Source organism: Sphingomonas sp. ERG5 (assembly GCF_000803065.1).
In the GTDB taxonomy this organism is placed as follows: domain Bacteria; phylum Pseudomonadota; class Alphaproteobacteria; order Sphingomonadales; family Sphingomonadaceae; genus Sphingomonas.
On record NZ_JSXI01000063.1, the window covers coordinates 111,540 to 132,542 of the forward strand.

Genomic DNA, 21,003 nt, shown 5'->3' on the forward strand with positions numbered 1-21,003 from the left:
CGGCTCAGACCCCCTCGAGCAATCTTTCCCGCGCGATCTTTTCCTTCCACACCAAAGGCGCAAGCGTGTGGACATTCGCCCCGCTCGAATCGACCGCGACCGTGACCGGGAAATCGCTCACGTCGAATTCGTAGATCGCTTCCATGCCGAGATCCGCGAAGCCGACCACTTTCGACCCCTTGATCGCCCGTGCGACGAGATAGGCCGCACCGCCGACCGCCATCAGATAGGCGCTCTTCGCCTCGGCGATCGCCTCGGTCGCGGCGGGTCCGCGCTCCGCCTTGCCGACCATCGCGAGCAGGCCCTGGTCGAGCATCATGCGGGTGAACTTGTCCATCCGGGTCGCGGTGGTGGGACCGGCGGGCCCGACCACTTCCTCGCCGACCGGATCGACCGGGCCGACATAATAGATCACCCGCCCCTTGAACTCGACCGGCAATTCCTCGCCCGCATCGAGCATGTCCTTGATCCGCTTGTGCGCGGCATCGCGCCCGGTGAGCATCTTGCCGTTGAGCAGCAGCCGGTCGCCCTGCTTCCAGCTCTGCACCACTTCGGGGGTCAGCGTGTCGAGATCGACCCGGATCGCCGCCTTGTCGGGCGTCCAGTTCACGTCGGGCCATTCCTCCAGCTTCGGCGCTTCGAGATAGGCCGGACCCGACCCGTCGAGCGTGAAATGCGCATGGCGCGTGGCGGCGCAATTGGGGATCATCGCCACCGGCTTCGACGCGGCATGCGTCGGCCAGTCGAAAATCTTCACATCGAGGATGGTCGACAAGCCGCCCAGGCCCTGCGCGCCGATGCCCAGCGCATTGACCTTGTCGTAAATCTCGATGCGCAGCTTCTCGATATCGTTCTGGGGCCCGCGCTGCTTCAATTGCGCCATGTCGATCGCGCCCATCAGGCTTTGCTTGGCAAGCAGCATCGACTTTTCCGCCGTACCGCCGATACCGATGCCGAGCATGCCGGGCGGGCACCAGCCGGCACCCATTTGCGGCAGCATCTCGAGCACCCAGTCGACGATTGAATCGCTCGGGTTCATCATCTTGAACTTGGACTTGTTCTCGCTGCCGCCGCCCTTGGCCGCGACGTCGACCGAGATTGTGTTGCCCGGCACCATCTCGACGTTCAGCACGCTCGGCGTGTTGTCCTTGGTGTTGCGACGGGTGAAGGCGGGATCGGTGAGGATCGAAGCGCGCAGCTTGTTCTCGGGGTGGAGATAGGCGCGGCGCACGCCGTCATCGACGACGTCCTGCAAGGATCGGTCGCCTTTCTCCAGCCGGCACTCCTGCCCCCATTTGATGAACACCGTGACGATGCCGGTGTCCTGGCAGATCGGGCGATGCCCTTCGGCGCACATCCGGCTGTTGGTCAGGATCTGCGCGATCGCATCCTTCGCTGCCGGGCTTTGCTCAGCCTCATAGGCGACGCCGAGCGCGCGGATATAATCCATCGGATGGTAGTAGCTGATGAACTGCAGCGCGTCGGCAACGCTCTCGATCAGGTCGTCTTCGCGGATAATCACTGTCATGGTCGGTTCCTGGCACTCAATCGCGCTGTCCTTATGCGCAGCATGCCGGGCGGCCAAGTGCCTGCGCGCACCCTTTCATCACCTTTCTCCGCCATCGACACGTCTCGTTAACCATCAACGGCAAGCAAATCCGAATGCCTTGTCGTTATCGACACAGTGATGCACCGGCCGTTCAATCCTGTGTCCGATATTGTCGGAGCGACGACTTCGTTGTGGAGCGACCTGTCGCTCGGCGTGGATGAGGATCGGGCGCTCGACGCGCATCGATTGCAATTCGAACAGGCGGCCACGGCCTGGCCGGCGGCGCTACTCACCCAGATTCTCGCCGCAGCCATGCTGCTCGCCACCGCCATGACCGTCGGGCTCCATGACCTGATCGCACCGATCGCGCTGCGGGGCGGGGCGGTGGTGCTGCTTGGAGTCGTCGCCCTGGCACTGCTCAAGCTGCAGACACCACGCAGCTGGCCGCCGCATATCAAGGTTCGCCTTTCGCTATTCTACGCGATCGGGCTGGGCGCCACCCTGTTCTCGATGCTGTGGATGACGACGCATGTCGCCAACGGCACGTTGCAACTCGCGGGCTTCGTTGCCGTGTTCGGCGCGATCATCGTTACCGCGATGGCGCTGCAGGCGCTGCGTGCCGCGACGCTCGGCTATGCCGCGGCGCTGGTCGCGACCATTGCACTGCACAATGGACTGGGCGTGGTCACCGGCATCGCCGCGGTGTTTCTCGCGTGCCTGACCATCGCGACCAGTGGCCTGGCGCGGCTCGACCGCGCGCAAGCCGAAGCGCGCGACGCAGACACCAATGAAGGCAATCGCGCCCTGCGCCTGGTGCGCGAATTCGAGGATCATCGCAGCGGGTGGTTCTGGCAGACCGACCGTCAGGGCCGCCTCATCTATCTCTCGCCCCAGGTCGCGAATGAAGTGGGCACCGCGGACGATGCGGTGATCGGATCATTGCTCACCGCGGTATTCAAGGTCGATAGCGCGTCCCCCGATTCCGAACGGACCCTGGGCTTCCATCTGTCCTCCCGCACTGCCTTTTCCGGCTATTCGGTGCGTGCCGCGACCGGCGCGACCGAGCGCTGGTGGTCGATTTCGGGCCGCCCGATCCTCGACGAGCTCAACCGCTTCCAGGGCTTTATCGGCAATGGCAGCGACCTGACCGAAAAGCGCAAATCGGAAGCCGAGATCACCCGCCTCGCGCTGTTCGACAGCCTGACCGGCCTCGCCAACCGCCAGCGCATGCGCCTCGCGCTCGACCAGACGCTCGCCCCGCAAGGCGGCGGCTATGGTTCGCCCGCGTTGCTGCTGCTCGATCTCGACCGATTCAAGGCGGTCAACGACACGCTTGGTCACCAGACCGGCGACGCGCTGCTCAAACAGGTCAGCCAGCGCTTGCAACGCTGCGTCGGCGAGGCCGGGCTGGTCGGGCGCCTCGGCGGTGACGAATTCCAGGTCGTGCTGCCGCGCGAGGCCAATCGCGACCGACTCGCCGAACTGGCGCGCGCGATCATCGCCTCGCTGTCGCAGCCCTATTTCATCGACGGATCGTCGATCACCATCGGCTGTTCGATCGGCATCGCCATCGCGCCGGTCGATGGCGAGGATTCCGAGACGCTGGTGCGCAACGCCGATCTCGCGCTTTACGCGGCAAAGGCCGATGGCCGCGGCATCCACCGTTTCTATCGTGAAGAGCTGCTCCACGGCGCACAGAACCGCAAACAGCTCGAGGACGATCTGCGCAACGCGCTGGCGCAGAATGAATTCCATGTCGCCTATCAGCCGGTGGTCAGCACCAGGAGCGAGCGCATCGTCGGCTATGAAGCGTTGCTGCGCTGGGATCACCCCACGCGCGGCGCGATCAGCCCGGCCGACTTCATTCCGGTCGCCGAGGATTGCGGCCTGATCGAGGGGATCGGCGAATGGGTTCTGCGCACCGCCTGTGCCGATGCCGCGACCTGGCCGCGCGACATTCGCGTCGCGGTCAATGTCTCACCGATCCAGTTCGCCAACCCGACCTTGCCCGCCGTGGTAACCAATGCGCTGGCCCGGTCGGGCATTCGCCCTGAACGCCTCGAACTCGAAATCACCGAAGGGGTGTTCCTCAACAACGAGGATGCTTCGTCAGAACAGATGTTCAAAAGCCTGAAGACGATCGGCGTGCGCCTGGCGCTGGACGATTTCGGCACCGGCTATTCCTCGCTCGGCTATCTGAAGAAAGCGCCGTTCGACAAGATCAAGATCGACCAGAGCTTCGTGCGCGGCGCGGCGGTCGCCGGCAACCGCAACGCCGCGATCATCAAGGCGATCGTCACGCTGGCCGATACGCTCGGCATGGAAACCACTGCCGAGGGTGTCGAAGTGCAGGACGAGATCGCACTGATCCGCGAACTGGGCTGCAGCCATATCCAGGGCTATGTCTACGGCAAAGCCGCGCGCGCCTCGGCCGTGCTCGAACAGCTTGCGGCGAAGGGCGGCATGGCCACCGCCACCGGCTACCGCGTCAGCCGGTCACCCCGCACCAAGATGCTGCGCACCGCGCGCGTCTCGACCGAAGGTATCGAAGGCGAGGTTCGCATCCGCAACATGTCCTCGACCGGCGCAATGATCGACGGGATCGAGATCGATGGCGAGGTCGATGGCATCGATTTGCTGATCGAACTGCTCGAAGGTCAGATGTTCCCGGCCAAGCTGCGCTGGGCCGCCGACGGCAAGGCCGGCATCGAATTCGCGCAGCATTTCAACATGGAACGGCTCAACCCTGTCAACCAGACCCCAGCGTTCCGCCGTTCGGGGTCGGGATAATAGTGAGCTGCCGATTTCGCATCTCGGCGGTGAGACTGAAACTCATTCGAGATACGCTTCGATCAATTGCGCCACAGCTTGCGAATGGCTGATAGCGAGATCGTGATCAGCGTCGTCGAACACGTGTAACTGTGCGTTTGGCAATGCAGCCAGCAACTGCTGGCCGACCGACACCGGGCTGATGGGGTCAGCTCCGCCCCACAGCAAAAGACAAGGCGCATTTATTTTGTGGAGATGGGGGCGCAAATCCTCCGTTGGTTCCGTTATCCAGTTGGCCGCTCGCGGGAAATTTCGTGGATAGTTTGCGCGCCAGTCGATCGCGCCGAGATGCTCTGTCGGCAGTCCTGCAGAGGCCACCGTCAGCACAAGGCGTCGCACCAGATCGGGCTTCTGCAGAGCAAGGCGAAGCGCAATATACCCTCCCATCGATTGGGCGATGAGAACCGACGGCACCGTCAACTGTTCGGCAACAAGCGAGACAAGATCTTCGATCGACTGGATTGACGATATTGCCGGTTCATTTCCCAAGCCCGGCCACGAAAAGAATCGCCTTGGTTCGGGGGAGGATATCCTTTCAGCAACCGGGCGCCAGAACGCTGAACTCCCAGCGGCTCCGGGAAGAAAGAATAAGGGCATATTCCATGTCCGATTGAGATAGGGGCCGACCTGTTTCGGGGTGACACGGCGATTTTTGCAAGCTCCCTACCCGTTCGCCAGCGGGAACCAATCCCAGAACGGCTTGCCCTCTTCCCGCGTCCGCGCCACCGACGGCCGTGCCTCGAGCCGTTCGTGATAGGCGGTGACATTGGGAAACCCGTCGAACGGCAGTGCATATTTCGCATAAAGCAACGACGGCGCCGCCGCGCAATCGGCCAGGCTAAACGCGTCACCCGCCGCCCATTCGCGCGTCGCCATCACCGTATCGAGCCAGCCATAGGCCCTGGCCAGCATCTCCCGCGCCTTTCCGACGCCATAGGGATCGGCATTGCCCTCGGGTCGGCGGCGCTCGAACACCACGGTCTGCACCGGGGTCATGACATAATTGTCGAAGCATCGATCCATGAAGCGTGCCTCCAACGCGGCGTCGATGTCCGTCGGAATCAGCGGCGCCGCTCCGGGATGATACTGGTCGAGATACTCAATGATCACGCTGGTCTCCGCCACCGAACGCGCGCCATCGACCAGCAACGGCATGTGCTGAATCGGCCAGAGCGTCGCGAACTCCCTGGCATGGTCGGGCGTGTCCGGCCCGAGCTCGCGATAGTCGAACGCGGTGCCATTCTCATACAGGGCGATCAGCACCTTCTGGCAATAGGACGACAAAGGGTGCGCGTAGATTTTGAGGGTCATGTCTCTCTCCACTTATTTCGTCAGCACGATGTGCATCGCGTTTTCGCCCTGGACCTGCTCAGTCACTTTATAGCCGAGCGCAGGCAAATCGATCCCGGCGAACATCGCTTCGCCACGGCCAAGCACCACCGGCGCCACTGCGTAATGCAGTTCGTCGATCGCCCCGGCCTTCAGATACTGGCGGATCGTCGCCGGTCCGCCGCCGATCCGGATATCGCGGTCGCCCGCCGCTTCCCTCGCCCGCGCGAGCGCTTCGCCGGTCCCCCCGGTCACGAAATGGAAAACGGTGCCGCCATTCATCTCGATCGGCGCCCGGGCATGGTGCGTCAGGACGAATACCGGGCAATGATAAGGCGGCGTATCGCCCCACCAGCCCTTCCAGTCTTCATTCGGCCAGGCCCCGCGGACGGGTCCGAACATGTTGCGGCCGAGGATCCAGGCACCCATTCCGTGCATCGCCCGGGCGGCATAGCCTTCGTCGATGCCGGTCGAGCCGCCTTCCTCACCGAACATCGTACGGAAAGTCCGGGTGCCGAAAGCCCATTCGTGAAGCTCTTTGCCACGGACGCCGAGCGGATTGTCGAGATCCTGATCGGGACCGGCGCCGAAGCCATCCACCGAGACCGAATAGCCGGCAACGCGAACCTTCGCCATTATCCGTCCTTTCCAAACTGATTGCGAATCAAAAGCAGTTGCTTTCTACACAACCGATCCTACATTGCAACCAGTTATGACGATCCATATCGACGTCCCCCGATCGGGCTGCCCGATCAATCTCACGATCCAGGCGCTGGGCGACCGCTGGAGCCTGATCATCATCCGTGACGTGATGTTCGGCAACCGCCGCCATTACCGCGAACTGCTCGTCGCGTCGGAGGAAGGCATCGCGTCGAACATCCTTGCCGATCGGCTCAAGAAACTGGTCGCGGCGGGCTTTCTCATCATCACCGACGACCCCAGCCATAAGCAGAAGCATATCTACAGCCTGACCGAGCCGGCGATTCAGCTTGTGCCTCTGATCGTGCAGCTCGGCGCCTGGGGCCGCCGCCATTTGCCCGTCACGCCGGATCTCGCGATCCGCGCGCAATTGCTCGAAGAGGGCGGGCCGGAGATGTGGGTGGACTTCATGGATGAACTGCGCACCGCGCATCTCGGCACACCGCCAACGGGCCGCCCGAGCGTCGCCGGCCGCCTGCGGGCAGCTTATGAAGCGACGCTCGCCGATTTGGCCGAGACTCCGCCAGCCTGAACGCATAGCATACCCGTAATTCAAAAACGGGAGAGTCGCATGCGCCTGAATAGAGCACGAATCGAGCCGCTATCGGATGCGGAAGCGACCGACGCACAACGGGAAGTCCTCGCGCCGTTCGTCGAGCGCAACTTCGTCCTCAACATCTTCCGCACCATGGCGCGGCATCCTGGCGCGCTCGACCGATTCCTCAAATGGGGCAATTACATCCTCGGCAAGTACAACACGCTGCCCGAACGCGAGCGCGAACTCGCCATATTGCGCACCGGCTTCAATTGCGGCTCGGGCTATGAATGGGCGCAGCATGTCGTGCTCGGCAAGCGCGCCGGCCTGACCGATGACGAGGTCGCGCGGATCAAGGCGGGCAGCGACGCGCCCGGCTGGAGCGAGGCCGATGCCGCGATCCTCGATGCGTGCGACGACCTAACCCGCGACCATTTCATCACCGACGCGCATTGGGCGGAGCTCGGCCGGTATTTCCGCACCGAACAATGCATGGACCTGGTCTATACCGTCGGCCAGTACACTCAGGTGTCGATGCTGCTGAACAGCTTCGGCGTGCAGCTCGACAAGGGCCTGGCGCTCGACCCCGATCTGGACCGCCGCGCATGACCGGCCGGCTGGCGGGCAAGACCGCGATCGTCATCGGCGCCGGACAGACGCCTGGCGACACGATCGGCAATGGCCGTGCAACGGCGATGCTGTTCGCCCGCGAAGGTGCGATGGTGTTCTGCGTCGATCGCACGCTCGAACGGGCGGAGGAAACCGCTGCGCTGATCACCGGTGAAGGCGGCACAGCCCATGCCCATGCCGCCGATATTCGTGACGAGGCGGAATGCGCGGCCCTGATCGCGGCGGGCGTGGCGGCGCTCGGCCGGCTCGACATCCTGCACAATAATGTCGGCGGTGGTGCTGGCGACGCACCGGTCGAAAAGAGCGATCCGGTGCGGTTCGACGCGATCCTGCATCTCAACCTCACCGCGATGATGCAGACGATCAAGCACGCCTTGCCGGTGATGCGCGCGCAAGGGGCCGGCGCGATCGTCAACGTCTCCTCGCTGGCCGCGCTCGCGCCTTCCGGGATCATTGCCTATGAAGTGTCCAAGGCCGGCGTGAACAAGCTCACCACCAGCGTCGCGGCGCTCAATGCCCGGTACCAGATCCGCTGCAACGCGATTCTTCCCGGCCTGATCGACACGCCGATGGCGATCCAGGGCTGGGCCGGCCTGACCGGCGAGGCACAGGCGGAATTGCGCGCCAAGCGCGACGCGCGCGTGCCGATGGGGCGGATGGGCACCGCCTGGGATGTGGCGCATGCCGCGCTATGGCTGGCGTCGGACGATGCGCGCTTCGTGACCGGTGCGCTGCTGCCGGTCGATGGCGGACAGTCGGTGCGGCTGGGTTAGGGTCCGCGAGCCTGAACCTGCGATAACCGCCCGGTTCAGGAACAGGATTCAATCGTGCGCGTATCTTGCCTGCATGCCCGACGTGGCGGGCTGGAAAGGATGTACCCCATGAAAATGCCCAAAATTCTCGTTGCCATCGGCCTCGCGGTCGCGGCGCTGGGCGCGAGCACCGCTGCGGAAGCGCAGCGCTACGATGATCGTGGCGGTTATCATGACCGCTCTGATCGTGGCGACCGTAACTGGCGTGGTGATCGCGGCTGGCGTGGTGACCGTGGCTGGCGTGGTGATCGTGGCTGGCGCGGTGATCGCCGCTGGCGCGGTGATCGCCGCTGGCGCGACGACCGTGGCTGGCGGCGCGACCGCTGGGATCGTGGCCGTCGCTATGGTTGGAACAATGGCTATCGCCGTTGCTGGACCGAGTGGCGCTACGACCATCGCGTGCGCATCTGCCGCTAAGCAAAATGGGGCGGCGACCGGACCGGTCGCCGCCCTTTTTGTCAGCCGGCGCTATTGCCGGTGACCGGCTGAGCCGGGGCAACTGGCGGTTGAGCGGCGGGCTGCGGCGGTGCCGCACCATCTGCCGGTGGCGGCGGCGGGCCGTCACGCCCTTCCGGCCCGCCGTCCGGACCATCATGCCGCGGCCCCCTTGGCCCATGCGGCGGGCCGCCCAGCGTGGTCACCTTGCCGTCGGCCCCGATCAGGAAGGAGGCATGGACGATGCCGTCATGGAAACGGCCCTGGATCGTCACCGTCGCGCCGGTCGCGACGGGGCTATCCGCGCCCATGCCCAATATCCCATGCCGACGCCCCCCATCGATCAACGCCTTGCCGCTGCTGTCCTGCATCACGAACATCGGGCCATAGACTTCGGCCACTTTCCCGCGCAGCGTGATGAGGTTGGTGCTGTCAGTCAGGCCGGAGATCGCCACCGGCTTGATCGGCGCCAGTTCGATCGACGGCCCGTTCACCCTGATCGCGGCCGCCCCTGCGGCAACGCCGACGCCGAGTAGCGCGACGGCAGCCAGCGATGCCTTGAGCGGTAATGTGCGCTTCGTCTTGGTTTCTTCGGTCATTACGGTCACTCCATCTGTGTCGATGGCATCTTCTAGCGAGTCGCGACCGCAGCCCGCTGAACCTTCCCGTTCAGTTTCGGTTTAACGCAGGATCCTAGCCCGCCGATCGAAAGGACGAGAATGCGCATCCTGCTGGTCGAGGACGACACCGCGCTCGCCGACGGCATCGCCCGTGCGCTGCGCGCCGAGAATTTCGCCGTCGATGTCGCGGCGAATGGCGAGGATGGCGCGCATCTTGGCGACACCGGGCTTTACGACGCTGCGGTGCTCGATCTCGGCCTGCCGGTGAAGCCCGGCATTACGGTACTGAAGGAATGGCGCGCGGCGGGCCGGGCGCATCCGGTACTGATCCTCACCGCGCGCGATGGCTGGTCGGACAAGGTCGAGGGGTTCCGTGCCGGGGCCGACGATTATCTGACCAAGCCGTTCCGGGTCGAGGAACTGGTCATGCGGCTGCGTGCGCTGGTCCGCCGCGCGGCGGGCCATGCCGCAAGCATCGTCAGCTGCGGCCCCGTCTCTTTTGATGCACAGACCGGCCAGTTCGAACTCGACGGCCTGCCGCTGCGCCTCACCGCGCTCGAATGGCGCGTGCTGTCGGCATTGATGCTGCGCCGCGACGTGGTGATCGACCGGCTCGACCTGATGGAACGCGTCTATGAAGGCGATGCCGATCCCGATTCCAACTCACTGGAGGTAATCATCGGCCGGCTGCGCAAAAAGATCGGCCGCGACCTGATCGAAACGGTGCGCGGGCGCGGCTACCGGCTGACGGACATGCCGCAATGAGGTTGCTCCCCAGATCGCTTTACGGCCGCCTGCTCGCCACCGCGCTGCTCGCAACGCTGGCCGCGCTTGCCTTCGCCGCGGTCGCGATCGGCGCCGTGCTCGAACGCTTCGTGATGCACGGACTCGATCAGCAGCTCGATGCCCAGATCGCGATCCTCGCCACCGCGGTCGGGCCGGACGGCGCGATCGATCGCGGGCGCATCGCACTCGCCCCGCCCTATGACCGGGCCGATTCCGGCTGGGGATGGCGGATCGACGCACCGGCCGGCACGATCGGCTCTCCCGCCGCACCCGATCCGGGGCCGTTTCAGCTGGAAGAGCCGCCGCGTCACTTGCCTGCTGACCGGAACGATCGCCCGGACGAGCCGCGCCCGCTCCTCTGGCGGGCGGCCGATGGTCGCTCGCACCATGCCCGCGCGCTGACCATTCCCACCTCGGCGGGCATCGTCCGGATTACCGCGTCCGCGCCGCGCGTCATCGTCGAACGCCCGATCCGGGCAGCGATGATCCCGCTGCTTGGCGCGCTCGCCCTGCTGGGCATCGCGCTGGCGCTATCGACGCTGATCCAGCTGCGCATCGGGCTGCGCCCGCTCGGGCGGCTGCGCGAGGCGCTGGCGGCAGTACGACGTGGCAGCGATGCGCGCGTCCCCCCCGACCAGCCGACCGAGCTCGCACCACTGGCGGATGAGATCAACGCCTTGCTCGATGCCAATGAAGCGGCGCTGGCCAATGCGCGCGGCCATGTCGCCAACCTCGCCCATGGGTTGAAGACGCCGCTTGCCACGCTCGCTCTCGCACTGCGCGACCGCGATCCCGACGGGTCGCTCGGCGCACAGCTCGATCGCATCGACCAGGCGGTCCGCCATCATCTCGGCCGCGCCCGCACCGGCACGCCGGGCGGCGCCGCCAGGGTCGCGACGCCGCTGCGCCCGGCGATCGAGGGGCTGGCCGAGGCGCTGGGCCGGATCCATGCCGCCCGGCCCGTCACCGCCGCTATCGCCATCGACCCCGGGCTGTCGGTTGCGCTCGATCCGCAGGATCTCGATGAGCTGGCCGGCAATCTGCTCGACAATGCGTGGCGCTGGGCGTCGGCACGCATCACCGTGAGCGCCGAACGCGCCGCGCAACGGGTCCGGCTGACCATCACCGATGACGGCCCCGGTATTCCCGACACCGAACGCACCGCTGCCATGCAACCGGGGCGCCGCCTCGACGAATCCAGTGACGGCCATGGCTTCGGCCTGTCAATCGCGCGCGAACTGGCCGAGCTTTATGGCGGGTCGCTGATGCTGGATGCTGCGGAAGGCGGTGGCCTGCGCGTTATTGTGACGCTGCCAGCCACCCTCTGAATCCTCCCCCGGGGGAACCGGGAGAGGATTTGAGATTACCCCTGCTCGCTATCGAGATGCGCCATCAACGGCGTCGGATAGCGATCGCCCGCCGCGGCTCCCTTGGGCACGGCGTGCTCGATCGCCGCAAGGTCCGCAGCGCTCAGCACCACGTCCAGCGCGCCAAGCGCCTCGCTCAACCGATCCCGCCGCCGTGCGCCAACCAGCGGCACGATATCCCGCCCCTGCGCCGCGACCCAGGCAATGGCGATCTGCGCCACCGTCGCGCCCTTCGCCGCGGCCACCACCTGCAAGGCATCGACCAGCGCGAGATTGGCATCGACATTCCCCGCCTGGAAGCGCGGGCTCATCGCACGGAAATCGCCCGCTCGGCTGGCGTCCTTCCGCCAATGCCCGCTGATCAGCCCGCGCGACAGCACGCCATAGGCGGTGACCCCGATCCCGAGTTCACGCGTGGTGGGGAAGATCGCCTCTTCCGGCCCGCGCGAGATCAGCGAATATTCGATCTGCAGGTCGCAGATCGGATGCACCGCCGCCGCGCGCCGGATCGTCTCCGCGCCCATTTCGCTGAGCCCGATGTGCCGGACATAGCCAGCCTTCACCATCTCGGCGATCGCGCCGATCGTTTCCTCGATCGGCACATCGGGGTCGAGCCGCGACGGACGGTACACATCGATATACTCGGCGCCGAGCCGTTGCAGCGAGTAAGCGAGGAAATTCTTCACTGCCTCGGGCCGCGCATCATATGTCGACCAGCCACCCGCCGGATCGCGCATCGCGCCGAACTTGACGCTGAGTTGATAGGAATCACGCGACAGGCCCTTCACCGCCTCGCCGATCAGCATCTCATTATGCCCCATGCCGTAGAAATCGCCCGTATCGAGCAGGGTCACGCCCGCATCGAGCGCGGCATGAATCGTCGCGATGCCCTCCGCCCGGTCGGCCGGGCCGTACATGCCCGACATGCCCATGCAGCCGAGCCCGATCGCTGCCGTCGCCGGACCGGTGTTACCTAGATTGCGCTGTTCCATGATCTGTCTCCTCAAAATCTCTTGACCCTTTATATCGCCCCACCGATCGTGCGATAAGCCGATGTTATTGGAACGGCCCGTGCGGAAAGTCGGACAATGACCACACCCAATCTCGACGATATCCGGCTCTTCGCGAGCGTCGCGGAGGCCGGCGGCTTTCGCACCGCCGCGCAGCGCCGCAACGTCTCCGCCTCATCGCTCAGCGATGCGGTGCGGCGGCTGGAGGGTGATCTCGGCGTGCGCCTGCTCAACCGCACCACGCGCAGCGTGACGCCGACCGAGGCGGGGCAGCGCCTGCTCGAACGCCTGCGCCCGGCGCTGGCCGAAATCAGCGATGCGCTCGACGGCCTGGCAATACAGGACGGCCAGCCGAGCGGCACGCTGCGGCTCAATGTGCCGACGGTCGTCGCGCATTACATCCTGCCGCCGATCGTCGCGCGCTTCCTCGCCGCGCATCCCGGCATCCGCATGGAGATCATCGCCGAGGACACGTTTCTCGACGTGCTGGCGCATGGTTTCGACGCCGGCATCCGGTATGAGGAGAGCATCGCCAGGGACATGATCGCGATCCCGATCGGCCCGAAACATCAGCGCTTCGCCGTCGCCGGATCGCCCGCCTATCTCGCCGCGCACGGCGTGCCGAAACATCCCCGCGACCTCGCCGATCATGCCCGGATCGGCCATCGCTTCGCCAGCGGCCATCTCGCGCTGTGGGATTTCGAACGTGGCGGCAAACGCTTCCGCATCACACCCGAGGGGCCGCTGATCTCCTCGTCGCCAGCGATCGGCATGGCTGCGGCACTGGCCGGGCTCGGCCTGATCGCCGGCTTCGCGGACTTTCTCCAGCCCCAGATCGAGCGCGGCGCGCTGCTCGAGGTGCTGAGCGACTGGCAGGAGGATTTCCCCGGCCCCTCGCTTTACTATCACAGCCGCCGCCACATGCCCGCGCCGCTACGGGCGTTCATTGATTTCGTGAAGGCGGGTGGATGAGTGGGCGGTTGCCGCTCTTTTAAAGAAAGCTGATGACCGGCGAGCCAAAGCTCGTGTGCAAGGGACCATGCTGGGCTGCCGAACGCAAATCTGACGGGAGTTCTTCAAGCCGCAGCGTGACGGACGGCCGCGCGACCAACTCATAGGCGTTGAGGCATTGGGATGTCGGCCGGTGAATATCGGTCCAGTCGTAAACGAACAGGCCTTTTTCGCTCAATGCCCTGCAACTGGCGGGATCGGGTACATCGACCAGCAGGATCGCGTCCGCGATATGCGGCAGGCCCAACATCCAGCTTTCCAGATCCGGCAACTCTTCGAACGCCGCGAGCAGCGCATCGGGCATTGGCCCGCTACCCGCCGTGATCATGGCAGCGAGTTGGCCGTCTGGATCACTGGCCAGCCAGACGAAATCGATATGGTGGGGATAGTCCATTCGGCATCGCTAAAGGGCTCGACGTCCGTCTACCATAGCGGATAGCCATCTGGAGAGTCGCATGCCCACCCCCACCGCTCTCGCCTTCGACGTGTTCGGCACGGTGGTCGACTGGCGCACCGGCATCGCGCGCGCGGCCGACGCCTTCTTCGCCACGCTCGGGCATGAAATCGACGGCGCGCAGTTCGCCGACCAGTGGCGCGGCCTCTATCAGCCGGCGATGGAGGAATGCCGCAGCGGACGGCGGCCCTATACCCGGCTCGACATCCTCAATCGCGAGACGCTCGAGGCGCTGCTGGCCCGCCACGACATCGACCCGGCGGGCATCGACGACGTCGCGCTCGACGCGTTCGCCAAGGCCTGGCGCCGGCTCGATCCCTGGCCCGACGCGGTCGCGGGCCTGACGCGGCTGAAGGCCGGCTTCGCGATCGTCACTTTGTCCAACGGCAACACCGCGCTCACGCTGGAAATGTCGCGCCGGGCGCATCTGCCCTGGGACACGATCCTCGGCGCCGAATCGACCGGTCACTACAAGCCGCTGCCCCAGGCCTATCTCGGCACCGCCGACATCCTTGGCATCGCACCGGGCGCGCTGTGCCTGGTCGCCGCGCACCATAGCGACCTCGCCGCCGCGCGCGCCTGCGGCCTGATGACGGCCTATGTCCATCGCCCGATGGAATATGGCGGCCGAATCGCGCCCGACGCGCATCTGGCGCAGGACTGGGACTATCGCGCCGACAGCTTCACCGCGCTCGCCGACGTCCTGGAACGATAGCGCCGACTACCAATCTGGAGCACTTTTCGCGATCTGAATCACCGCCGGATTCCGCTGCGGTTTTTTCGCGAATTTTTTCTCTGTTCCGTATTCGTCCTCTTGCCTTTCGGCAAAGCCAGCTTTGACCACGCGTCGCTACGGTGCGACGGTTCGCCGCCGCTATGAACCGACTCAAAATAGCGACGAACCGAGTCTCTAATTTGTCATTTACCGTCTTGCCACCTGACCAGAATGGGCACAATCTGTAGGGGTTGAGTTCGGGGGCGAACCCAAGAGCTGGTAGAACATCAGTCGCAACACCATATTGCGAGCTTACCCGCACGCGCCATCACGGTGGCGCGAGGGGCAAGATTTGTTCTCCCTGGGTCGCCCGAAAATGGTAGCTTGGGGGTTCGCCCCCGATTCGAACGGAGCGGGAACACCGATCCGGTAAACATGATTTGATCAAGGGCGGCATTCGATGGATTTCAGAGACGGTCAGGAAGCGAGCGTAAACATGGCAACCGACGCGATGGAAGCGACCACGGGCACCACCACCGAGGCGTCCGTTCGCAACAAGGGCCCGGAAAACAAGAGCCCTGACGACAAGGGCCTCGACGACAAGGGCCCCGACGACAAGGGCAAGGGCACCGCCAAGCGCAAGCTCGACGCACGCGGCGATTCGAAGGAAGTGAAGCCGCAGCTCTATCCGGTCGATGTTGATCATTCGCGCGACGCCTTGCTCACCGATTTCGGCAAGGACACGCTGACCGACCGCTATCTGCTGCCGGGCGAGCGCTACCAGGATCTGTTCGTCCGCGTCGCCTCCGCTTATGCCGATGACGCCGCGCATGCGCAGCGCCTGTACGACGCGATCTCGCAGCTGTGGTTCATGCCTGCGACCCCCGTATTGTCGAACGGCGGCACCGGCCGCGGCCTGCCGATCAGCTGCTATCTCAACTCGGTGCCCGACAGCCTCAATGGCATTGTCGACACCTGGAACGAGAATGTCTGGCTCGCCTCGCGCGGCGGCGGCATCGGCACCTATTGGGGCAATGTGCGCGGCATCGGTGAGCCGGTCGGGCTGAACGGCAAGACCAGCGGCATCATTCCGTTCGTGCGCGTGATGGATTCGCTGACCCTCGCGATCAGCCAGGGTTCGCTGCGTCGCGGCTCGGCCGCCTGCTATCTCGACGTCAGCCACCCGGAGATCGAGGAGTTCCTCGAAATCCGCAAGCCGTCGGGCGATTTCAACCGCAAGGCTTTGAACCTGCACCATGGCGTGCTGATCACCGACGAATTCATGGAAGCGGTGCGCGACGGCAAGGAATGGACCCTGCGCAGCCCGAAGGATCAGTCGGAGCGCGGCAAGGTCGATGCGCGCAGCCTGTTCCAGAAGCTGGTCGAGACCCGCCTCGCCACCGGTGAGCCGTACATCGTCTTCTCCGACCATGTGAACAAGGCGATGCCCAAGCATCACCGCGACCTCGGCCTGAAGGTCTCGACCTCGAACCTGTGCTCGGAAATCACCTTGCCGACCGGCAAGGACCATCTCGGCAATGACCGCACCGCGGTCTGCTGCCTGTCCTCGCTCAACCTCGAAACCTGGGACCAGTGGAAGGACCAGAAGGGCTTTATCGAGGACGTCATGCGCTTCCTCGACAATGTGCTGCAGGACTATATCGACCGCGCCGAACCCGGCATGGAACGCGCCGCTTACTCGGCGATGCGCGAACGGTCGGTCGGCCTCGGCGTGATGGGCTATCACAGCTTCCTCCAGGCGCGCGGCCTCGCCTTCGAAGGCGCGATGGCCAAGTCGTGGAACCTGAAGATGTTCAAGCACATCAAGGCGCAGGTCGACGAAGCCTCGATGCAACTCGCGGTCGAACGCGGCCCCTGCCCCGACGCCGCCGACCAGGGCGCGATGGAGCGCTTCAGCTGCAAGATGGCGATCGCGCCGACCGCGTCGATCAGCATCATCTGCGGCGGCACCAGCGCCTGCATCGAGCCGATCCCGGCCAATATCTACACCCACAAGACGCTGTCGGGCAGCTTCTCGATCAAGAACCCGTATCTCGAAAAGCTGCTGATCGAGAAATCGAAGAACAGCGACGCGGTGTGGAACTCGATCCTGGAGCAGGGCGGCAGCGTCCAGCATCTCGACTTCCTCAGCACCGAGGAAAAGGATTGCTACAAGACCAGCTTCGAAATCGACCAGCGCTGGCTGATCGAGCTCGCCGCCGATCGCACGCCCTATATCGACCAGTCGCAGTCGCTGAACCTGTTCATCCCGGCCGATGTGGAGAAATGGGACCTGCTGATGCTCCACTTCCGCGCCTGGGAGCTGGGCATCAAGTCGCTCTATTATCTCCGCTCCAAGTCGATCCAGCGCGCCGGTTTCGCCGGTGGGGTGGAAGCCGACAACACGATCGACCTGCGCGAAATCCAGGTTGAATCGAAGGATTATGATGAGTGCCTCGCCTGCCAGTGAAGGCCGGCTGACGCGCTAACGGGAATAGCGACATGGATCAGAAAACGGGCTGTACGCTGGTGGCGATCATCGCGGGCGCATTGCTGCTGGTGATCGCCCTGTTCGCCTATCCGCAGTACCGCGTCTATTCGCAGCGGCTGGCCGGCGAAGCCGCGCTGGCGGAGGCGCAATCGTCGCGTCAGGTCGCGATCCTGGAAGCACGTGCCAAGAAGGAAAGCGCGATCGCGCTCGCCGAGGCGGAGGTGATCCGGGCGCGCGGCGCAGCGCAGGCCAATGCGATTCTGCAGAACAGCCTGGGTGGTCCGGAAGGCTATCTGCGCTACCTGCAGATCCAGGCGCTGGAATCGAGCCACGCATCGCTGATCTATGTGCCGACCGAGGGCGGCTTGCCCGTCACTGAATCCCGCCGCCTTGCGACGAACGCGCCCGACGCGGGCCGGTGACCATCGCGGCACCCTTGCGCGCCACTGGGTTGGTTTCCGGATCCGAGGTTGGGGCGGCGATGCGTATGCACATCACCGCCCCCGGCGCTGATTCAGGCTTCTTCTTCGAAGCTCACCGCGACATCGGCATTGGCGCTCAGCCGCACCGTATCGTCCTCGACATCGGCGACCAGGCCGCCCGAGATGAAGTGATGATGCCCTTCATGGCTCCCCGCGCCGCTATCGGCCTTGGTCAGCTTGATCCGGTCGCCCTCGACCTTGTCGACGGTGCCGACATGCACGCCGTCGGCGCCGATGACGTCCATATGTTCCTTGACTGCGCTCAGATCGGCCATGCTCGTCGCTCCTTGGTTATGGTTGCCGCGATTGAACGCGTGCCGGCGCGAATGGATGCACGGGAGAGCCGGCCATGCTGATCACCACACCGCGCCTGCGCCTGACCGTCGCACTCGCCCTTGTGGCGACGCTCACCGCCTGCGCGCACCAGATACCCGCCGCAGTCGCGCCCACCGCGCCCGGCTTCCTGCTTGGCCTGTGGCACGGCTTCATCTTCCCGGTCGCCTGGGTCCTGTCGCTCTTCATGCCCGACGTCGCGGTCTATGCCGTGCCCAATAATGGCGGCTGGTATGATTTCGGCTATTTCCTCGGCATCGTCGTGTTCGGCGTCGGCTCGCATCGCGGCTCGCGGCGGATCTATATCGATCGGCGCCGGTCGCGATGACGCTGCAGATCGCCATCATGTACGCGGTCGCGTTGGTCTTCGCCCTGGTCGGCGCGGGTCTGCTGCTCGCGCTGCTGCGGCCCGCCGGCCCGGCCAGAGTCTATGTCTTCCGCATGGTCGGGATCATGGCCGTGGCATTGGGCGTTGTTCTCGCGCTCTCCGCAACCGCGATGTGGCAGTGGGGCACGGAAGCATGACACCGCTCTGGCTCATTGCCGCCCTTTGCATCGGGTTGGGATTAGCGCCACAATTGCTGACCCGCAGTGCGGCCGGTGATCGCCTGTTCGACGATCTGCCCTGGGCTGACAAGGCAGTCCGCATTGGCGCGATCGGCACATTTTGTATTCTCGTTTTCGTCTATTTCATGAACTCAAAAGCGTAAGGACCCGTCCATGTCCCTCACCGAAGCCCGCAAGCAGTACAAGCCATTCGAATATCCCTGGGCATTCGATTTCTGGAAGCGCCAGCAGCAGATCCACTGGATGCCGGAGGAAGTGCCGCTCGGTGAGGATTGCCGCGACTGGGCGCAGAAGCTCAGCGACCATGAGCGCAATCTGCTGACGCAGATCTTCCGCTTCTTCACTCAGGCCGATGTCGAGGTGCAGGATTGCTACCATGAGAAATATGGCCGCATCTTCAAGCCGACCGAGATCAAGATGATGCTCGCCGCCTTCTCCAATATGGAGACGGTGCATATCGCAGCGTACAGCCATCTGCTCGACACGATCGGCATGCCCGAAAGCGAATATGGCGCCTTCCTCGAATACTCCGAGATGAAGGACAAGCACGACTATCTGCAGGGCTTCGGCGTCGATACCGATGAGGACATCGCCAAGACGCTCGCCATGTTCGGCGGCTTCACCGAGGGGCTTCAGCTCTTCGCCAGCTTCGCCATGCTGATGAACTTCCCGCGCTTCAACAAGATGAAGGGCATGGGCCAGATCGTCACCTGGTCGATCCGCGACGAAAGCCTGCACTGCGAAGGCATCATCAAGCTGTTCCACACCTTTGTGAAGGAACGCGATTGCTACACCAAGGCGGTGAAGCAGGACATTCGCGACATGTGCCAGACGACGGTGCATCTCGAGGATAATTTCATCGATCTCGCCTTCGAAATGGGCCCGGTCAACGGCATGACCCCGAAGGAGATCAAGAAGTATATCCGCTACATCGCCGACTGGCGGCTGGGTCAGCTCGGCCTCAAGCCGATCTACATGGTCGACGACCATCCCCTGCCCTGGCTCGCCCCGATGCTGAATGGCGTCGAGCACGCCAATTTCTTCGAACAGCGCGCCACCGAATATTCCAAGGCCGCGACGCGCGGCAACTGGAACGAAGTGTGGGACGGCTTCGACAAGCGTCAAAAGGCAAAGGCCGGGCCGGCGGCGAACGAGGATGCCAATGGTGGGGACGCCGGCGGGGATATGTTCTCGCAGGCTGGCGTGGCGGCGGAGTAAAATCTTGCGCAGGAAGCGATTTCGGTCACTTCCTGCGCATCATTAACGATGCCGAACAAGAACATAGGCACTTTCACAAAAGCGATTTAATCCTCAGCCCAAACTTCTCTCATAAGTTCAATATGCATCATCAAGCGCTCAACAGCTCTCTCAGTGACATCGCCCTGGAAACTGACCTCGGCAACGCAATCTCGAGTTAGCGGAATGCGATAAACGCTATTTGCCTTTGCGCCAGCCTTCGAGATTTCCGAGCGCTTAACCGGTAAATCGGCATCGTGAGTTTCAGATTCGTCTTCTGAAATAACGACTGGGAGATTAGTATCTGCAAACTGAGCGATGAGCTCGACCGTCTTACGAAGCGATGACAAGCAATCTTCCGCACCTCCCTTCGAAAACCCCAGCTCGCGGATCAAGAACGCTCTAACGGGCTCATCGGCAGTAGGAATTCGTTCGTCGAAGCGATCTAAGATAGCGCGAAAAACCTCGGGTTCCCGGGCGGCGATCCGTAGCGCTTCAATTTTTTCCGTGGCTGACGACGGCTCTAAAATCTTCAACGCCAGCTCGCTAACTCGAGTGTTGCCACCGCTGCCTTCAATTAGACCAAACTGACGCACCGCCCCCAGGGCCGTAGAGCTCGCACCACTACGACCACTAAACCCCATCAAACCAAAAGCTATCGAAGCATCAATGGGACTACGGTGCACACCATCGTATATGCGCCGCGCATATGTGACCGCCTCGCTCAGCGGACAGCTGGGAAAACGCGGACTCCGGCTTCGATCGCGGGGATTTAAACTTGCCATTGAACTAGCTCCAAAAGGCCATCGTCAAAGTCTATACGAATATGTGTCTAAAATCTACCGCCGTGAATTCGAGATCATGACCGCCAACGTGACCGCCAACGTGACCGCCAACGTGACCGCCAACGTGACCGCCAACGTGACCGCCAACGTGACCGCCAACGTGACCGCCAACGTGACCGCCAACGTGAAGGCTATGCAACTGCAAATAGCCTAATCGGTGAAGAATATTCTCGAGTTTGGTAAAAAATGCGATTGACCACTGGCCACAGAGTCCCTATGGCGGAATCGCGAAGGGCGGGGTCGCGTTAGCGACCCCGCCCCAACCTGA

25 protein-coding genes are annotated in these 21,003 nt (G+C 63.9%); 16 read left to right on the top strand and 9 right to left on the bottom strand.

Features of this window, described 5'->3' with window-relative positions; all coding sequences use genetic code 11:
- Positions 1–4: 4 nt before the first annotated feature.
- Positions 5–1,528 (bottom strand): fumarate hydratase, encoded by a 1,524-nt coding sequence (locus OO12_RS20215; RefSeq protein ID WP_034160529.1) that lies wholly within the window; start codon positions 1,526–1,528, stop codon positions 5–7.
- Positions 1,529–1,687: 159 nt separating this feature from the next.
- On the opposite strand from OO12_RS20215, the gene OO12_RS20220 reads away from it, so the two are divergent.
- Complete coding sequence (locus OO12_RS20220) at positions 1,688–4,339, top strand: EAL domain-containing protein (RefSeq protein ID WP_052216098.1); 2,652 nt, start codon at positions 1,688–1,690, stop codon at positions 4,337–4,339.
- Positions 4,340–4,381: 42 nt separating this feature from the next.
- Here OO12_RS20220 and OO12_RS20225 read toward each other — a convergent pair whose 3' ends face one another.
- The 3 genes from OO12_RS20225 to OO12_RS20235 all read right to left on the bottom strand — a co-directional run bounded on the left by OO12_RS20225 (position 4,382) and on the right by OO12_RS20235 (position 6,343).
- Positions 4,382–4,975 (bottom strand): alpha/beta fold hydrolase, encoded by a 594-nt coding sequence (locus OO12_RS20225; protein WP_034160530.1) that lies wholly within the window; start codon positions 4,973–4,975, stop codon positions 4,382–4,384.
- 66 nt (positions 4,976–5,041) lie between these two features.
- Positions 5,042–5,689, bottom strand: a complete 648-nt coding sequence (locus OO12_RS20230; RefSeq protein ID WP_034160531.1) for a glutathione S-transferase family protein — start codon at positions 5,687–5,689, stop codon at positions 5,042–5,044.
- A gap of 12 nt (positions 5,690–5,701) precedes the next feature.
- Complete coding sequence (locus tag OO12_RS20235) at positions 5,702–6,343, bottom strand: dihydrofolate reductase family protein (RefSeq protein ID WP_034160532.1); 642 nt, start codon at positions 6,341–6,343, stop codon at positions 5,702–5,704.
- Between the two features lie 76 nt (positions 6,344–6,419).
- Between OO12_RS20235 and OO12_RS20240 the strand changes: the two genes are divergently transcribed.
- The 4 genes from OO12_RS20240 to OO12_RS20255 all read left to right on the top strand — a co-directional run bounded on the left by OO12_RS20240 (position 6,420) and on the right by OO12_RS20255 (position 8,800).
- The gene (locus tag OO12_RS20240; RefSeq protein ID WP_034160533.1) at positions 6,420–6,938 is read left to right on the top strand and encodes a winged helix-turn-helix transcriptional regulator; all 519 of its coding nucleotides are present in this window, start codon (positions 6,420–6,422) and stop codon (positions 6,936–6,938) included.
- 39 nt (positions 6,939–6,977) lie between these two features.
- Positions 6,978–7,550 (top strand): carboxymuconolactone decarboxylase family protein, encoded by a 573-nt coding sequence (locus OO12_RS20245; RefSeq protein WP_034160534.1) that lies wholly within the window; start codon positions 6,978–6,980, stop codon positions 7,548–7,550.
- Positions 7,547–8,344, top strand: coding sequence for an SDR family NAD(P)-dependent oxidoreductase (locus tag OO12_RS20250; protein WP_034160535.1), 798 nt, complete (start codon positions 7,547–7,549; stop codon positions 8,342–8,344). The genes OO12_RS20245 and OO12_RS20250 overlap by 4 nt, the downstream gene beginning before the upstream one ends.
- A 108-nt stretch (positions 8,345–8,452) precedes the next feature.
- Entirely contained in the window at positions 8,453–8,800 is a 348-nt protein-coding gene (locus OO12_RS20255; RefSeq protein ID WP_034160536.1) for a hypothetical protein, read from the top strand.
- A 41-nt stretch (positions 8,801–8,841) separates the two neighbouring features.
- Here the strand turns inward: OO12_RS20255 and OO12_RS20260 are convergent, their stop codons facing one another.
- A complete protein-coding gene (locus OO12_RS20260) occupies positions 8,842–9,417 on the bottom strand; it encodes a hypothetical protein (RefSeq protein WP_052216099.1) in 576 nt (191 codons plus the stop codon).
- A gap of 120 nt (positions 9,418–9,537) precedes the next feature.
- On the opposite strand from OO12_RS20260, the gene OO12_RS20265 reads away from it, so the two are divergent.
- A complete protein-coding gene (locus OO12_RS20265) occupies positions 9,538–10,203 on the top strand; it encodes a response regulator (RefSeq protein WP_034160538.1) in 666 nt (221 codons plus the stop codon).
- Positions 10,200–11,552, top strand: a complete 1,353-nt coding sequence (locus tag OO12_RS20270) for a sensor histidine kinase (RefSeq protein ID WP_034160539.1) — start codon at positions 10,200–10,202, stop codon at positions 11,550–11,552. Before OO12_RS20265 ends, OO12_RS20270 begins: the two co-directional genes overlap by 4 nt.
- Before the next feature lie 35 nt (positions 11,553–11,587).
- On the opposite strand, the gene OO12_RS20275 is transcribed toward OO12_RS20270, so the two are convergent.
- Positions 11,588–12,583, bottom strand: a complete 996-nt coding sequence (locus tag OO12_RS20275; RefSeq protein ID WP_034160540.1) for an aldo/keto reductase — start codon at positions 12,581–12,583, stop codon at positions 11,588–11,590.
- Positions 12,584–12,679: 96 nt separating this feature from the next.
- On the opposite strand from OO12_RS20275, the gene OO12_RS20280 reads away from it, so the two are divergent.
- Positions 12,680–13,573: a LysR family transcriptional regulator gene (locus tag OO12_RS20280; RefSeq protein WP_034160541.1), complete on the top strand. Its 894-nt coding sequence runs from the start codon at positions 12,680–12,682 to the stop codon at positions 13,571–13,573.
- Positions 13,574–13,592: 19 nt separating this feature from the next.
- On the opposite strand, the gene OO12_RS27125 is transcribed toward OO12_RS20280, so the two are convergent.
- Positions 13,593–14,006, bottom strand: coding sequence for a hypothetical protein (locus OO12_RS27125; RefSeq protein WP_052216100.1), 414 nt, complete (start codon positions 14,004–14,006; stop codon positions 13,593–13,595).
- A 61-nt stretch (positions 14,007–14,067) separates the two neighbouring features.
- On the opposite strand from OO12_RS27125, the gene OO12_RS20290 reads away from it, so the two are divergent.
- The 3 genes from OO12_RS20290 to OO12_RS20300 all read left to right on the top strand — a co-directional run bounded on the left by OO12_RS20290 (position 14,068) and on the right by OO12_RS20300 (position 17,694).
- Positions 14,068–14,781: a haloacid dehalogenase type II gene (locus tag OO12_RS20290; protein WP_034160542.1), complete on the top strand. Its 714-nt coding sequence runs from the start codon at positions 14,068–14,070 to the stop codon at positions 14,779–14,781.
- Between the two features lie 460 nt (positions 14,782–15,241).
- On the top strand, positions 15,242–17,251 hold the full coding sequence (locus OO12_RS20295; RefSeq protein ID WP_034160543.1) for a ribonucleoside-diphosphate reductase subunit alpha: 2,010 nt from the start codon (positions 15,242–15,244) through the stop codon (positions 17,249–17,251).
- A 32-nt stretch (positions 17,252–17,283) separates the two neighbouring features.
- On the top strand, positions 17,284–17,694 hold the full coding sequence (locus OO12_RS20300) for a hypothetical protein (RefSeq protein WP_034160544.1): 411 nt from the start codon (positions 17,284–17,286) through the stop codon (positions 17,692–17,694).
- A gap of 92 nt (positions 17,695–17,786) precedes the next feature.
- Here OO12_RS20300 and OO12_RS20305 read toward each other — a convergent pair whose 3' ends face one another.
- Positions 17,787–18,029 (bottom strand): DUF2171 domain-containing protein, encoded by a 243-nt coding sequence (locus tag OO12_RS20305; protein ID WP_034160545.1) that lies wholly within the window; start codon positions 18,027–18,029, stop codon positions 17,787–17,789.
- 74 nt (positions 18,030–18,103) lie between these two features.
- Here OO12_RS20305 and OO12_RS20310 point away from each other — a divergent pair, with 74 nt between their 5' ends.
- Genes OO12_RS20310 through OO12_RS20320 form a run of 4 tightly spaced genes read left to right on the top strand, consistent with a single transcriptional unit; the run spans position 18,104 to position 19,872 of the window.
- A complete protein-coding gene (locus OO12_RS20310) occupies positions 18,104–18,415 on the top strand; it encodes a hypothetical protein (protein WP_200887522.1) in 312 nt (103 codons plus the stop codon).
- The gene (locus tag OO12_RS20315; RefSeq protein WP_034160546.1) at positions 18,412–18,612 is read left to right on the top strand and encodes a hypothetical protein; all 201 of its coding nucleotides are present in this window, start codon (positions 18,412–18,414) and stop codon (positions 18,610–18,612) included. Before OO12_RS20310 ends, OO12_RS20315 begins: the two co-directional genes overlap by 4 nt.
- Complete coding sequence (locus OO12_RS28210) at positions 18,609–18,797, top strand: hypothetical protein (protein ID WP_152616549.1); 189 nt, start codon at positions 18,609–18,611, stop codon at positions 18,795–18,797. The genes OO12_RS20315 and OO12_RS28210 overlap by 4 nt, the downstream gene beginning before the upstream one ends.
- Positions 18,798–18,807: 10 nt before the next feature.
- Positions 18,808–19,872, top strand: coding sequence for a ribonucleotide-diphosphate reductase subunit beta (locus OO12_RS20320; protein ID WP_034160547.1), 1,065 nt, complete (start codon positions 18,808–18,810; stop codon positions 19,870–19,872).
- A gap of 86 nt (positions 19,873–19,958) precedes the next feature.
- On the opposite strand, the gene OO12_RS20325 is transcribed toward OO12_RS20320, so the two are convergent.
- Positions 19,959–20,576 carry a hypothetical protein gene (locus OO12_RS20325; protein WP_160296860.1) on the bottom strand — a complete coding sequence of 206 codons (618 nt, stop codon included), beginning with the start codon at positions 20,574–20,576 and terminating at the stop codon, positions 19,959–19,961.
- Between the two features lie 10 nt (positions 20,577–20,586).
- Here OO12_RS20325 and OO12_RS28715 point away from each other — a divergent pair, with 10 nt between their 5' ends.
- A complete protein-coding gene (locus OO12_RS28715; protein ID WP_235364909.1) occupies positions 20,587–20,889 on the top strand; it encodes a hypothetical protein in 303 nt (100 codons plus the stop codon).
- Positions 20,890–21,003: the final 114 nt, after the last annotated feature.